The 15,608-nt window shown below is 36.5% G+C and carries 11 protein-coding genes; 3 read left to right on the top strand and 8 right to left on the bottom strand.

The features are described 5' to 3' along the window. Position 1: 1 nt before the first annotated feature. The 4 genes from ruvA to queG form a co-directional block, all read right to left on the bottom strand. Complete coding sequence (ruvA, locus tag GQ45_RS14040; RefSeq protein WP_047418953.1) at positions 2-583, bottom strand: Holliday junction branch migration protein RuvA; 582 nt, start codon at positions 581-583, stop codon at positions 2-4. A 107-nt stretch (positions 584-690) separates the two neighbouring features. Beyond that, positions 691-2,979 carry an NADP-dependent malic enzyme gene (locus tag GQ45_RS14035; protein WP_047418951.1) on the bottom strand — a complete coding sequence of 763 codons (2,289 nt, stop codon included), beginning with the start codon at positions 2,977-2,979 and terminating at the stop codon, positions 691-693. Positions 2,980-3,099: 120 nt separating this feature from the next. Further along, a complete protein-coding gene (locus GQ45_RS14030; RefSeq protein ID WP_047418950.1) occupies positions 3,100-4,413 on the bottom strand; it encodes an MFS transporter in 1,314 nt (437 codons plus the stop codon). Between the two features lie 200 nt (positions 4,414-4,613). Then, complete coding sequence (queG, locus tag GQ45_RS14025; protein WP_047418948.1) at positions 4,614-5,534, bottom strand: tRNA epoxyqueuosine(34) reductase QueG; 921 nt, start codon at positions 5,532-5,534, stop codon at positions 4,614-4,616. Positions 5,535-5,653: 119 nt separating this feature from the next. Here queG and GQ45_RS14020 point away from each other — a divergent pair, with 119 nt between their 5' ends. Together GQ45_RS14020 and GQ45_RS14015 are read left to right on the top strand one after the other, a co-directional pair. Continuing rightward, positions 5,654-6,409, top strand: coding sequence for an ABC transporter ATP-binding protein (locus GQ45_RS14020; protein ID WP_047418946.1), 756 nt, complete (start codon positions 5,654-5,656; stop codon positions 6,407-6,409). Positions 6,410-6,413: 4 nt separating this feature from the next. Further along, positions 6,414-7,592 (top strand): ABC transporter permease, encoded by a 1,179-nt coding sequence (locus GQ45_RS14015; protein ID WP_047418945.1) that lies wholly within the window; start codon positions 6,414-6,416, stop codon positions 7,590-7,592. A gap of 76 nt (positions 7,593-7,668) precedes the next feature. Here the strand turns inward: GQ45_RS14015 and GQ45_RS14010 are convergent, their stop codons facing one another. Beyond that, the gene (locus GQ45_RS14010) at positions 7,669-8,997 is read right to left on the bottom strand and encodes a cytochrome P450 (RefSeq protein WP_047418943.1); all 1,329 of its coding nucleotides are present in this window, start codon (positions 8,995-8,997) and stop codon (positions 7,669-7,671) included. 128 nt (positions 8,998-9,125) lie between these two features. Next, positions 9,126-10,148, bottom strand: a complete 1,023-nt coding sequence (ruvB, locus tag GQ45_RS14005) for a Holliday junction branch migration DNA helicase RuvB (protein ID WP_047418942.1) — start codon at positions 10,146-10,148, stop codon at positions 9,126-9,128. A gap of 103 nt (positions 10,149-10,251) precedes the next feature. Here ruvB and GQ45_RS14000 point away from each other — a divergent pair, with 103 nt between their 5' ends. Then, positions 10,252-12,552, top strand: coding sequence for an acyl-CoA dehydrogenase (locus GQ45_RS14000; protein WP_047418940.1), 2,301 nt, complete (start codon positions 10,252-10,254; stop codon positions 12,550-12,552). 192 nt (positions 12,553-12,744) lie between these two features. Here the strand turns inward: GQ45_RS14000 and GQ45_RS13995 are convergent, their stop codons facing one another. Together GQ45_RS13995 and GQ45_RS13990 are read right to left on the bottom strand one after the other, a co-directional pair. Then, complete coding sequence (locus GQ45_RS13995) at positions 12,745-13,569, bottom strand: GIN domain-containing protein (RefSeq protein WP_047418938.1); 825 nt, start codon at positions 13,567-13,569, stop codon at positions 12,745-12,747. A 195-nt stretch (positions 13,570-13,764) separates the two neighbouring features. Beyond that, positions 13,765-15,591 (bottom strand): cbb3-type cytochrome c oxidase subunit I, encoded by a 1,827-nt coding sequence (locus GQ45_RS13990; RefSeq protein WP_047418936.1) that lies wholly within the window; start codon positions 15,589-15,591, stop codon positions 13,765-13,767. Positions 15,592-15,608: the final 17 nt, after the last annotated feature.

Raw genomic sequence — 15,608 nt, 5'->3', positions numbered from 1 at the left:
CTTACAAATTTTTGAGTGAAAGCTTTATGATATCTTCCACGCTTAAGGAAGCATCTTGACTTACGATTTTGTCCACAACCCTTTCAGATTGCTTACGCACAAAACCAAGAACTTCTAAAGCAGATAACGCTTCATCTTTATTTGTATTGTTTAAAGTGGCTGAAACTTCGTCAATATCGTAGATTTTTAAAACTTTGTCCTTCAAATCTAGAATTACACGTTGTGCAGTTTTTGCTCCTATACCCTTTACAGACTGTATAGAGGCAACGTTACTAGTCGCTATAGCATCTCTAATTTGCATGGGCTCCATGGAAGAAAGCATCGTTCGGGCCGTGCTTGATCCTATTCCTGAGACCGACAGTAAAAGTCTAAAAATTTCCCTTTCAGATTTCTCATAAAAACCAAATAAGGTATGAGAATCTTCCTTTACTTGAAGATGTGTAAAAAGGCTAATATTTTCAGCATCTAAAATTTTAGAAAACGTATGTAAAGAGATGTTGACAAAATAACCCACACCCCCACACTCTACTACTACATGTGTAGGATTTTTCTCTACTAACTTTCCTTTTAAATGATGAATCATAACTGCTATTCTCGTTGTTGGTTCTGGCTCTTAGCTAAATTAAAAATCTTCTATGGTCACTAAAGCTTCAAAATTTTTACTCCTTAAAAATTTAACTTCCTGAAAAATTACTCTTTCGCTTTTTTACGTTTTTCTCTTTCTTGGGCATCAATAACGGCAATGGCCACCATATTTACCATTTCATCAACCCCTGCCCCTAATTGAAGAATATGAACCGATCTTCTGAGCCCTAACATGATGGGGCCGATACTATCGGCTTTATTTAATTCTTTCAATAATTTATAGGTAATGTTGGCAGACTCCAGATTAGGGAAAATTAAGGTATTTACTTTTTTTCCTGCTAACTTAGAAAAGGGGAACTTACTTTGATGTAAGTCTTTGTTTAGGGCAAAATCCATCTGAACTTCACCATCAACCACTAAATCAGGAGCTGTTTCATGTAAAATTTTAACGGCGTCGCGCACTTTGGTTGCATCTGGATGACTTGAAGAACCAAAATTAGCATAAGACAACATCGCCATAACCGGATCAAAACCAAATGTGGTTGCCACATTGGCCGTCATTTTAGCTATTTCAGCAAGCTCGGAAGCTGTTGGATCTATATTTATGGAGGTGTCTGCCAAAAACAAAGGGCCACGCTCCGTAATCATAATATTTACCGTAGCTACTTTTTTAACATTTGAAGCCCTACCTATCACTTCAAAAATGGGTTTCACAACCGTTGGGTAAGCTCTTGAGTAGCCCGAAATCATGCCATCAGCATCCCCTTCTAAAACCATCATGGCCGCAAAATAGTTGCGCTCCCGCATTTTAGATTTTGCGCCATACAGAGAAACCCCACTCCTTTTTCTATTCTCCCAAAATTTAGTGGCGTACTGATCTCGTTGTGTCAGGGATTCTTTATCTTTTGGATCAAGAATAATCAAATCAGCATCAAACTCTAACTCGTTTTTAAGCTCGGTAATGAGCTCTTTATTACCCAATAAAATAGGAATCGCAATGCCTTCTTCAAAAGCAATTTGTGCTGCTTTCAGAACATCTAAATGTTCAGCTTCTGCAAAAACAATTTTCTTGGGACTCATCTTAGCCCTGTTATGCAGTAGACGAACAATTTTATTGTCGTTGCCCAAACGCAGCAACAATTCTTCTTTATACTTATCCCAATCTTCTATGGGGTTTTTAGCTACTCCACTTTCCATAGCAGCTCTAGCTACTGCAGGCGGTATTTCGGCAATAAGTCTTGGGTCAAAAGGCTTTGGAATAATATACTCCTTACCAAAAGTGAGTCTAGTTTCTCCATAAGCAATATTTACTTGCTCGGGGACTGGCTGTTTCGCTAAATCTGCTAAGGCCTTAACCGCTGCCATTTTCATAGCTTCGTTTATCTTTGTTGCTCTGACATCTAAAGCACCCCTAAAAATAAAAGGAAAACCCAGCACATTATTTACTTGGTTTGGATGGTCAGAGCGACCCGTAGCCATAATAATATCTTTTCTAGTTTTTACGGCTAAATCATACTCTATTTCAGGATCAGGATTAGCCATGGCAAAAACAATAGGATTTGCAGCCATAGACAACAACATCTCTGGCGTTACAATATCGGCTATTGACAGCCCCACAAAAACATCGGCATCGACCATTGCTTCTTCAAGGGTATCTATTTTTCTATCCGAGGCAAATTCTAATTTCTCTACAGATAAAGTTTCTCTATCTGACCTAATAACCCCTTTACTATCGAGCATCACAATATTCTCGTCTTTTGCGCCAAAAGCCTTATACAATCGTGTACAAGAAACTGCGGCTGCCCCTGCCCCACTAATAACGATGCGTACTTCGTCGATGCCTTTATGAGTCAGTTCTAGTGCATTTAAAAGCGCGGCGGCTGAGATGATCGCTGTTCCATGCTGATCGTCATGCATTACCGGAATATCAAGCTCTTCTTTTAATCGGCGTTCTATTTCAAAAGCTTCAGGTGCTTTTATGTCTTCTAAATTAATTCCTCCAAAAGTAGGAGCAATCATTTTTACCGTTTCGATAAATTTCTCTACATCTTCGGTATCAATTTCAATATCCATACCATCGATATCAGCAAATATTTTAAACAACAAGCCTTTACCTTCCATGACGGGCTTTGAAGCTTCAGGACCAATATTACCTAATCCTAATACGGCTGTACCGTTTGATATTACAGCAACTAAGTTTCCTTTGGAGGTATATTTGTAGACATTTTCCTTGTCTTTAGCTATTTCTAAGCAAGGCTCTGCAACCCCAGGAGAATAGGCTAAGGCTAAATCGCGCTGGGTTGCATAAGGTTTTGTGGGTACAATTTTTATTTTGCCTGGTTGAGGCTTTGCATGATACACTAATGCCTCACGTCGTTTAGATTCTTTACTCATAATACAGCTTATTGAAAAACAAATTTACATGGAATCTTCGGAAGAATGCTATGATTGATGCAGAAAAAAGGCATTAAATAGTATTTAATGCCTAACTGTATTTTTAAAATTATACCCTTTTTAATTTAATTCTTGTTTAGCAACTGCCACGTTTAATCGTAAAGCCAAGACAGCAGCTATTACAAAAAACACCCCGCCAAATAAAATAGCATTGACGGCACTATCTCCTAATACATATTTAAATATAGGACCAAAAGTTAATGTCTCTATTCCCATAGGAATAACAATCATCATATTTAGAATCCCCATATAAACGCCTCGTTGGTTTTGAGGAACAATTTTCGAAACCATGGTGTACGGAATTCCCATCATTGCCGCCCAACCTATTCCAAATAAAACCATAGGCACTAAAACAAGATCTGGGTCTGCGATATATGGAATTGAGAATAAGGCCAAAGCAGTTCCTAAAAGGCTTAATGCATAAATTTTCTTTCCACCAAACTTGAGGGTTAGTGGAACTAGGGCCAGTGCTACTACTGCAGTCACAATATTATAGGTTAAACTCATTTTAGCCGATTGGGCTGCCGCCGTTGAAATATCAAAATTCATAGTCGACATAAACAAAGGTGTTATGTACTGCCAATACACAAATAAGGCATACCATTGAAAAAGATACACCGCAGAAAGCTTCCACATAAATTTGGGCATTTCTTTTACCGCTTTTGAAATTTCTCTAAAAGGCATTTTAAAACGATCCGCGAAAGACATTCCTCTGTAGCTGTTTATTTCTATCATTTCTTCATCCGAAGGAGCAATTTCTGGTGTTTTTAAGACGGACCAAAGAATAGTTGCCACCGATAAAAAAGCGCCAATAAAAAAGGAATAATACAACCATTTAGGAATTTCACCAGCGATTTCTGTAGCGCCACCGAACCAGTCTTGAAACCAAATAATAGACATCATAGCTAGTGCAATCCCCCCACCCACAAACAAACTTTGCATTTGATACCCAAAACTCAACTGTTTTTCTGGTAATTTATCACCGACAAAAGCACGGTAAGGCTCCATAGCCATATTGTTCCCGGCATCTAAAATCCACAACAAACCAACAGCAAACCATAGTGTTGGACTTAATGGAAAGGCAAATAAACAAAGACTCCCTAAAATAGCGCCTAGTAAAAAAAATGGTTTTCTTCTACCCCATTTTGGAGACCAAGTTTTGTCAGATATAGCTCCAATTATTGGCTGTACAATTAATCCAGTAACTGGCCCAGCAATGTTTAAAATAGGTAGCATTTCTTCCGATGCCCCTAAGTATAAAAAAATAGGATTGATGGCTGTTTGTTGGAGTCCAAAACTGTATTGAATTCCTAGAAATCCAACATTCATATTAAAAATTTGCCAAAAGCTTAAACTAGGTTTTTTAATTTTCATTTTTAATTGGTTGGTTTTTAAATTGACTTCTAATTTCTGAATTACAAAATATATGGGAGAAATTTGACCCTTTACTCCTTATAGTCATGGAAGATAGCATTTTAAAATAGTACTTTAAAAAATCACACTAAATAAAATGTGCAAAGTAGTCATGAAAACTATAGCGCTGCACTTTTAAATCCTTTCTTCCATTTGATTTTTTAATCTAAAAAATCAATATTTCGCTTCAAACCAGAAAACTTAGTTCGCTTTACAGCGGATTTTTGAAATACTTTTTTAAAAACATCTTCTGTCAGTTCTTGCCAATCTTTTTTTGTGAGTGCCAATAGTTCAGGATGCGGATTAAAAAGAGGTTCATTATGTGGTTTTGAAAACTTATTCCAGGGGCAAACATCTTGACACACATCACAACCAAAAGCCCAATCATCGAACTTACCTTTAAATTCATTGGGCAATTCATTTTTTAATTCGATGGTAAAATAGGAGATACATTTACTGCCGTCGACCACATAAGGTTCGGTAATGGCTTGCGTTGGGCAGGCATCAATACAAGCTGTACAGGTACCGCAATGGTCGGTCACCGGAGTGTCGTAGATCAACTCTAAATCGATGATCAATTCAGCAATAAAATAAAATGAACCTACTTTTTGGGTGAGTAAATTACTGTGTTTTCCAATCCAACCTAAACCGCTTTTGGCTGCCCAAGCTTTATCTAATACAGGTGCTGAATCTACAAAAGCCCGACCGCTAACTTCCCCTATTTCTTCACTAATAAATTCTTGTAACGCTTTTAGTTTACTTTTTATCACGTGATGATAATCGTTGCCATACGCATATTTTGATATTTTAAAAGTAGCATCAACTTGCGTTTCCTCAGGATAATAGTTCAGTAGTAGCGAAACCACCGATTTTGCACCATCGACCAACAACCTTGGATCTAAGCGTTTGTCAAAATGGTTTTCCATGTATTGCATCTCGCCGTGACTATTATTTCGCAGCCATTTTTCTAGGCGTGGAGCTTCTTGCTCTAAATAATCAGCTTTAGAAATACCACAAGACAAAAAACCAAGTCTTTTTGCTTCATCTTTTATTAATTGCGTATATTTCTCCTTTGAAAACATAAATTTGAACCCAGTATAACTATTAATTTTTAATTCGCATCATAAAATAAAAAAACAGTATCAATGTAACAATTTTTATTTTTGACTACTAACAAAGCGTACCAATTTAAACAACTTAGATGATACATATTGAAAAACTAACCAAATCTTTTACGGCAACCACCAAAAAAGGATTCAAAAAAGAAACCACTACTGTAAATGCAGTCAATGAAATATCCTTTGATTGTAAGCCTGGCCGAATTTTTTCATTGCTAGGCCCCAATGGTGCAGGAAAGACTACAACATTAAGGATGATTGCAGGCATCATTAAGCCAACTTCGGGTACTGCTATTGTCGATGGTGTTGATATTTTAAAAAACAGTGATGAAGTTAAGAAACACATCGGATTTTTAACGGGTTCTACCGGTTTATACGAGCGTTTAAATCCTGATGAAACAATTGATTTTTTTGGAAAATTATATAAAATTCCTGAAGCTCAGTTAAAAGAAAGGAAAGAATATCTGTTTGAAAAATTGGGTATTAACGAGTTTAGAAAAAAAAGAATGGGACAAATGAGTACCGGGATGAAACAAAAAGTGTCGATTGCTCGGACCCTTGTTCATGACCCAGAAGTACTGATTTTTGACGAACCAACTTCAGGGCTTGATGTAATAACAGCCGAAAGCATCATTGAACTTATTCGGGAATCTAAAGAAAATAACAAAACGGTAATTTTTTCTTCTCATATCATGAGTGAGGTAGATTTGTTGTGTGATGATCTTGCCATTATCAATAATGGAAGTATTATTTACAACGATACCTTTGAAAACTTTAAGGGAGAAATGAAAGCAAAAAATTTAACTCAAGAATTTATTAACCGTGTAAAAGAAGCGTAATAAGATGAACGATTTACTTATAATTATAAAAAAAGAGCTTACCGAGCTTCTAAGAGATAAAAAAACGATTATTAACTCTATTGTTTTACCCACTGTATTGGTGCCTATTTTAATTTTTGGCGCCATGAAGGTGACTGAAATGATTGAAAAAAGCAATCAAGAAAAATCTGTAAAAATTGGACTTGTAAATGCGCCTTCTTCCTTCTACGATATTGTTTCTAGCGATACCCTAAATAAAATTACGGTCTATGAAGAGGCAAAAGATTTTAAACAATTAATTGATGACGAAACCATTCAAACTGCTATTGTTTTCCCTGCCGATTGGGATACTAAAATGAATAGCCTTAGTACTAGTGAAGTACAAATTTTTAGAAATGGCTCTAAAGACAATGTAAATAATCGTGTTACTAGGTTAATTGAAGGCTATAATGCCAAATTAAAGGAACAACGTATTACTACTCTTGAAATTCCTACCGAAAAATTAACACCGTTTACCGAAAACTATGTTGAAGTCGGAGAACAAAAAGAAGTCATCGGAAAAAGAATTGGTGGTTTTATTCCTTATTTATTTATACTCACCATGTGGGGTGGCTGTTTATTAGCGGCTGTTGATCTGGTAACAGGAGAAAAAGAACGCAAAACAATTGAAACTACCTTATCGTTGCCCATTTCAAAATTTAAGGTACTTCTAGGAAAAACTATTGTGGCTTCCTTATTAGGTTTTATTCCTGCTTTATTGAATTTAGTAGGCTTAATTGTGGGACTTAAACTTATTGATGGTATTCCGCCTGCTTTTAATGAAGCTATTGGCGAAATGTTGAGTATTCAGTCGATCACTATGATTTTATTATTACTGATCCCGTTTTCCCTATTTTTATCTGGGTTTATTATTGCTTTAGTAGCGGGTGCAACCTCTTTTAAGGAAGCACAAAGTAAGGCATCCCCTATAATTATGTTAATCATTATTCCCTTAGTGTTGGCACTGATGCCAGGAATAGAATTAACATGGAGCACGGTTTTAATTCCTGTTTTAAATATTGGTCTTGGCGTTAAAGAAATTATGGCGGGTACCATTGATATGGTACAATATGCGGTGATTCTTCTATCCCTATTAGCCTTTGCTGTTGGTGCTGTGTATTTCAGTTACAAGAAATTTTCAGACGAGAATGCAATTTTGAAGTAAGTATTAAGAATTCATAGAAAAGCCTGACTATTAGTATTTTAGTCAGGCTTTTTTGTTTTGGTTCGATCTATTTTATTCAAATTCTGGGGATAAATTGTAAAGGCACTTCCTTAGGTTTTAAAGAAATTAGCGGGTTGATCTCTACCTTGTTACTATCAGTGGTAATTGTATATTTTTTTAGAATTTCGGCAACGGTAATAATCATTTCATACATCGCAAAATTATTTCCGACACACATTCTTGGTCCTGCACCAAAAGGATAGTAATACTCTTGATATACTTTCTTATCGATTTCATTAAAACGATCTGGGTAAAAGCTATCTGGCTTTTCCCAAAAATCTTCATGCCTGTGCAACTCATAAATACTCATCAAAATCATGGTACCTTTTGGGATGTGCATGTCTTCAAAAGTATCATCTTGAATGGCTACTCTATCAATTACGTAAGCAGGTGGAAACAAACGCATAGCCTCTTCAATACAGTTTTGAATATAAGGCAGCTGCGCCAAGTTAGGTAAAATAGCATCTGATTCTAAATTTACCTTTGTAGCTTCTTGGTATGCTTTCTCTTGCGCTTGGGGATGCTTGGCGAGTAAATACAGTAAAAAACTAAGCACATTTGCCGTAGTTTCATGACCCGCAGTAAATAAAATTAATACCTCGTCGATCAATTGCTTTTGAGGCATGGGCGTACCATCCTCATACCTTGCCTGCAAAAGCATATCTAGAAGATCGTCTTTTTCAAGGGTAGCATCGCGTCGGTTATTGATTAAAGTTCCTAAAAGTTGTTTTGCTTCTTCAGATAATTTTAAATGTTTATCTATTTTTCCACTTAGTTTAAACCACCAATTTAAGTATGGTTGACGCATTTCTTTAATCAACATACGCTGATTGGTCTCGGTTACAAACTGCAAGCGGTTCATTTCTTCCCGAATATTGTCATTACTGAAGAGCGATTGTGCTACTACCTGAAAGGCAAGGTTACTCATTAAGCCATAAACATCAACCGTTTTATGAGATGGGATGCCCTTAATTTCAGACAAAATAGCCTCACGTACTGTCGTCATTAAATTGGCTAACTTTTTCTTATGAAATGCGGGTTGTACCATACGGCGATGCGTTCGCCAATGTTCCCCGTTTGAGGTTAATATACCATTGCCAATATACTTCGCTAAGTCTTTAGTTTGTAAGGTAGATTTTTGATATGCTTTGTGTTGCTTTTGAAGAATATGCTTTATAAAACCGGGGTTTTTCGTAAACACAATATCTTGATTCCAACCGGTTTGAACTTTAAAAGTGTGTCCAAATTCCTTAAATTTTTCATTGTGAAAAGGCAAAGGGTTTTTAAGAATTCGCTTGCTATTCTTAAGGACCTCTAAACGGTTCACTGTGTGTAGGTTTTTCATTTAAATAAAAATCACTGAATCTATTATCGCTATAATTGTATCGCCTACCTAATGCTGGGAGCGTTGGCGCTACTCTTAGTTTATTACATGCCCAACTAAATGTCTGGCAGGCAGATTAAAGGCTTTCTCTAAAATAAACCTCCTTGAATATTCCCTTTAATTCTTCCTAAATGCTTGTAGGCTAGCTCTGTTACCTCGCGACCTCTAGGCGTACGCATGATAAAGCCTTCTTGAATTAAAAATGGCTCGTACACTTCTTCTATGGTTTCGGCACTTTCAGAAACAGCCGTTGCCAAAGTGGTAATCCCAACAGGACCCCCTTTAAACTTATCAATTAAGGTGAGTAATATTTTATTGTCCATTTCGTCTAAGCCATGTGCATCAACATTTAAGGCTTTTAGGGCAAATTTTGATATTTCGATATCTATTTTTCCGTTCCCCTTTATTTGTGCAAAATCACGAACTCTACGCAACAGAGCATTACAAATACGAGGCGTACCTCTACTTCGACCAGCGATTTCAATAGCTGCTTCGTTGGTTATCGGCATTTTTAAAATTTCGGCACTTCGCGTTACAATCGTCGATAGCAATTCTGTAGAGTAATATTGCAGCCTACTTTGAATTCCAAAACGAGCACGCATAGGAGCGGTTAATAATCCAGAACGTGTGGTAGCCCCAATTAATGTAAAGGGATTTAAGTTTATTTGAACAGAACGCGCATTGGGTCCTGACTCAATCATAATATCAATTTTATAATCTTCCATGGCAGAGTACAAATACTCTTCGACAATAGGGCTCAAGCGATGTATTTCGTCTATAAACAATACATCACGGTCCTCAAGATTGGTCAACAAGCCCGCCAAATCGCCTGGTTTATCTAAAACTGGTCCAGAAGTTATTTTTATCCCGACGCCTAATTCATTGGCAAGAATATGCGCTAAGGTAGTTTTTCCTAAACCCGGAGGTCCATGAAAAAGGGTGTGATCTAAGGCTTCGCCGCGTAGATTTGCAGCTTCAACAAAAACCTTTAAATTCTCTAAAATTTGATCTTGACCAGCAAAATCGCCAAAACTCACCGGTCTTAAAGCTCTGTCGATATCAACTTCCTCCGGAGAAAAATGCTGATTAGTAGGATCTAAATTCTCATTCATAGATGACAAAGATAGTAGAAACTATGCACTTGTAAAACATGCATTTTTTATATTAAATACCAATAAAAGCGTATTTTCATAACTTAAAAAAATTGCAGCTTTTATGAAGAATAAAAATAACACCAGCTACACGGCGAATATACTCCCCTATATTCCCTTTTTTTATGTGATTTGGTCTGATGATTTGGTATCTGCCTCAGAAATAAATGTTGTAAAAAAAGCTATTGAAAACGACGAAACTTTAGACCATACCGCAAAAAAAACACTTATAAGTTGGTTACATCCGGATACGCCTCCCGTTAATTCCGAGATTAAATCATGGAAAAGCACCATTAACCATGCACAAGTAAAATTAATTGAAAGCGATATTTATCCTTTAACTAGCTTTTCAAAACGATTGCTGGGTTACTATTATTCAGACGAAAAAGAAAACGAGCAATTAAAACATATTGAAGTTAATTTAGGTATACAGCCCAATCATTACCATCATTTGTTCGATGTAGAAGTGATTGAAGAAATCACCTCAGACTATTACGATAGTTCAGCAATTGATGCTATTTTAAAAGGTGAGTTTGCAGTTGGAGTTTCCAAATTTCATGAAACACTGAAAAACCCTATTTTTAATTGGGACATTCAAAGAACAAAAGAAGATTTCAGAGCAAAAGTTTTGGATCAAGTGCACTATTTAGCCCAAGAAAAATACGGAGCCATTGCATATCCTAAAGCATATGGCGGTGTTAATGATATGGAATCGTATGCTTTTATCTTTGAACATCTCATGTATGTAGATGGCAGTTTAGCGATAAAGTTTGGTGTTCAATTTGGATTATTTGGTGGAAGTATTCAAAAATTAGGCACTACATATCATCATGACAGGTATTTATCTGATGCCGGAGCGGCTAAACTTCTAGGCTGCTTTGCCATGACAGAAACTGGGCATGGATCTAACGTTCGGGGCATAAAAACCACGGCTACTTATGATGCAAAAGAGGATTGCATCGTTATTCACACACCAGGTAAAAACGACAATAAAGAATATATAGGCAACGCTTTAGACGCTAAAATGGCATCGGTCTTTGCGCAGCTCATCGTAAATGGTAAAAATGAAGGTGTGCATGCTATTCTAGTGCCCATTCGTGATGAAAACCATACTTTATATAAAGGTATTACCATAGAAGACAATGGGTATAAATTAGGACTAAACGGTGTCGATAACGGTAAAATATGGTTTCATCAAGTTCGTGTTCCGAGAGAAAACCTTTTAAACAAATACGGCAGCATCACTGAAGATGGCCATTATCATTCAGATATAAAAAATCCGAATAAACGATTTTTTACCATGTTAGGGACTCTTGTTGGAGGCAGAATTTGTGTGGCGCGCGCAGGCTTGGGGGGTGCTAAAATGGCGCTTACTATTGCTATAAAGCATGCCTTAGAAAGAAGACAATTTAATGACAGTATCAAGATTCAAGAAGATTTATTGATGGATTACCCGACGCATCAGTTACGCTTAACACCAGCGGTTGCAAAAGCTTATGTGTATGATATCGCCTTGCAGCATATTATGAAGGTATACAGCGACGAAACGATTATAGATAAGCGTGAAGTGGAAACCCAAGTTGCCGGGTTAAAATCAATCATTACTTGGTATGCCAACGCTACTATTCAAGAATGCCGAGAAGCTTGCGGTGGAAAGGGATACTTAATTGAAAATAGAATTCCAGATTTAAAAGGCGATGTAGATATTTTTACCACATTTGAAGGAGACAATACGGTTTTATTGCAATTAGCTGCCAAAGGAGTTCTGTCTGACTTTAAAGCTGAATTTAATAGCAATGGCTTTGTTTCTGTTTTAAAACTCCTCAGTACGCAGCTGAGCGATAAACTAAGCACTATAAATCCATTATACGCAAACAAAGTGGATGCTGATCATTTATACAATCCAAAATTTCATAAACACGCTTTCAGCTATAGAACCAGAAGGCTTACGTATAGCTTAGCCATGCGAATTAGAGATTATATTAAAAAAGGAGTGCCTTCCTATCACGCCTTTTTAAAAGTACAAACGCATTTACTAGCTTTAGGAAAAGCCTACAGTTGCGAATTAGCTTTTGATACGTTTATTTCTTTTACTGAAAATATGAAGGATAAAAAACACCAAGAACTATTTAAAAAAATAAGCACACTTTACGCACTGCACGAAATTAGAAGTGATGCTGCCTGGTACTTAGAGCAAGGGTATATTGGAAGTTCAAAATCTAAAGCCATACGACAACGTGTAGAACGCCTGTGTACAGAACTAAGGCCTCATATTGAAGTGCTTGTGGATGGGTTTGGGATTCCTGAACATTTGATCACCGCACCTATTGCCAAATCAAGAAGGAATAATTTAGAGGTATCGTGATAAGGCTACCAAGATCAAGACCGCTGCGCTAAAAGAATCAAAAAGCTAGACTTTTTTGATCGTGTTATTGCTTATTTATTTTATACTAAAGTGATCACCAACGTGCTGCATCCGAGGTTTCGCTTATGGGAATTCTAAGGTTTAAAAAAAGACCACATCAAGATAAAAAACAGTATCAGCCCCTAGCAATTTTTACTTTTTGGATAATTGAGAACTATCTAAAAAATTAAGGATGGTAATTTTACCTGAACCATATAGGTATGTTTTAGCAGCTCCTTTAGAATCAAGACTCATCAGGTTTGAGGCATTTACATAAGCACTCGTTGAGGCTTCAATTTTTAGCGATACCTCTTGAGCGGTTAAATTTTCAGCTTTTAGGCTAGCGCTTTCAAAAAGCTGAATTTCAAAAACCTCGGTATTACCCTCCATTTTAACCTGTGCATTTTTAAACATTTCTAACCGATGGGTTTTACTAGTCGCATATATTTTAGCATCAATCCTATCTTTTAAGGCTATATTTAAAGTATCTGCGTTTATGGTAAGGTCAGCAAAACTATTTTCTAACATTAGAACATCAATAAAAGAGGCATCTGCATTCAGTTTAAGCTTAGAAGATCCATAAGTACTGATTGATAATTCATCTGTAGTAATCACATCCTCCATATCTATTTTACCGTCACGCAGTGTAATGCTGTTCAGTTGGTCATAGAACACGATAATTTTCATTTTCTTTTTTGATCGTATGTCATAAAATGAACTTATAGAAAGCGTACCCTCTACTACTCTAAATTTTAAGACGTCTACTAAATTATCGTCAATCTCTAAACTATAGCCTGAATCTGAAGATTTTTGAAGAACAATATCTACATTGTCATTCAATTCTATGGCTGTAAATGGTGCTAGATCTTCACGTACTTCTACGACGACCCTGCTTCCTTTTATTTTCGGTTTGCGTTGGCCATAGGCTATTGAAGCTATCAAAAAACTTAAAAAAAGAAGCTGAAATTTAATTTTCATTGGGCTGCGTTTATTAATTTGTACACCGGTCAAAACACTAAGTATAGCCTACTAAAGGAAGATACTACCCTTGTACTTTATACATTTAAGCAAAATGAAGGTACTAAATTTTACTTAAAAAATAGGTGCTTTTAATAGGTACCATAAAAAAACCCTTTGCTTGAAAAACAAAGGGTTATATAAATTGTTACGAATCTAATGGTTCATTTCTTCCTCACCATCTTGAAGAGGAATAATTTGAGGTACAAAATCTTGTCCTGGAATTACATATTCACCGTCTTCACCAGTTTTACTGTAATCGTAAGCCCAGCGATGAACTTCTGGAATGGCACCAGGCCAGTTCCCATGAATGTGTTCCATAGGCGTTGTCCATTCTAAGGTATTCGATTTCCAAGGATTTGGACCCTCTTTTTTACCATAAAAAATACTATGTATAAAATTATAAACAAAAATTAATTGCGCAAACGCTGCTACAATAGCGAACATCGTAATTAATACTTGAACATCTGTTAAATCGTCAAACATAGGGAATGCCGTATTTTGATAATAACGTCGAGGAACCCCGGCCATCCCCACAAAGTGCATTGGGAAGAAAACACCATAGGCACAAATTGCGGTTATCCAAAAATGAACATAGCCCAAGTTTTTATTCATCATTCTTCCAAAAAACAATTTAGGGAACCAATGATACACCCCAGCAAACAAACCATATAAAGCTGATATCCCCATTACTAAGTGAAAGTGAGCTACTACAAAGTAAGTATCGTGAACATTGATATCTAAGGTACTATCCCCCAAAATAATCCCTGTCAAACCACCACTAATAAAGGTAGATACTAAACCAATGGAGAAGAGCATTCCAGGATTAAACTGTAGATTACCTTTCCACAATGTAGTGATATAGTTAAATGCTTTTACCGCTGATGGGATGGCAATTAATAATGTTGTAAATGTAAATACAGACCCTAAGAAAGGATTCATACCTGAAATAAACATATGGTGCCCCCAAACAATTGTCGATAAAAAGGCAATGGCCATGATTGATGCCACCATAGCTCGGTATCCAAAAATTGGTTTACGTGCATTGGTTGACATTACTTCTGATGTTATCCCTAAGGCTGGTAATAATACAATATATACTTCTGGGTGACCTAAAAACCAAAATAGATGCTCGTACAATACGGGCGAACCTCCTTGGTAATGTAAAACTTCACCTTGAATAAATATGTCTGATAAAAAGAATGAAGTACCAAAACTCCTATCCATAATCAATAATAAGGCTGCAGATAATAACACAGGGAAAGAAATCACCCCAATAATCGCTGTAATAAAAAATGCCCAAATACTTAGCGGTAGTCTCGTCATAGACATCCCTTTAGTTCTGAGGTTAATTACAGTCACTATATAATTCAACGACCCCATCAATGACGATGCAATAAAAATAGCCATGGATGTTAACCATAAGGTCATCCCTAAACCAGAACCTGGCTGTGCCATTGGCAAAGCACTTAATGGAGGATATACCGTCCAACCTGCGGCAGCTGGCCCCGCTTCTACAAATAAAGAACCAAGCATGATTACGGAGGATATAAAAAATAACCAATACGATATCATGTTTAGAAAACCTGATGCCATATCTCTAGCACCAATTTGAAGTGGAATCAATAAATTACTAAAAGTACCACTCAAACCTGCAGTTAATACAAAAAATACCATGATGGTACCATGTATCGTCACTAAGGCCAAATAAATATCTGCATCCATAACCCCATCAGGAGCCCATTTCCCTAATAATGCTTCAAAGACAGGAAAAGATTCCCCTGGCCAAGCCAATTGCATTCTAAATAAAATGGACATTCCTATACCTATCGCGCCCATAATCAAACCAGTAATTAAATACTGTTTCGCAATCATTTTATGATCTTGACTAAATATGTACTTTGTTACAAAAGTCTCTTTATGATGATGTCCATGATCGTCATGTGCATGATCATCTACGTGTGCATGTGCTGTTGCTGACATAATCGAATTCTAAATTT

The sequence above is a fragment of the Cellulophaga sp. Hel_I_12 genome (assembly GCF_000799565.1).
Classification (GTDB): Bacteria; Bacteroidota; Bacteroidia; order Flavobacteriales; family Flavobacteriaceae; genus Cellulophaga.
Note: the sequence above shows the minus strand (reverse complement) of the source record. Positions and strands in the feature narration are given on the sequence as shown.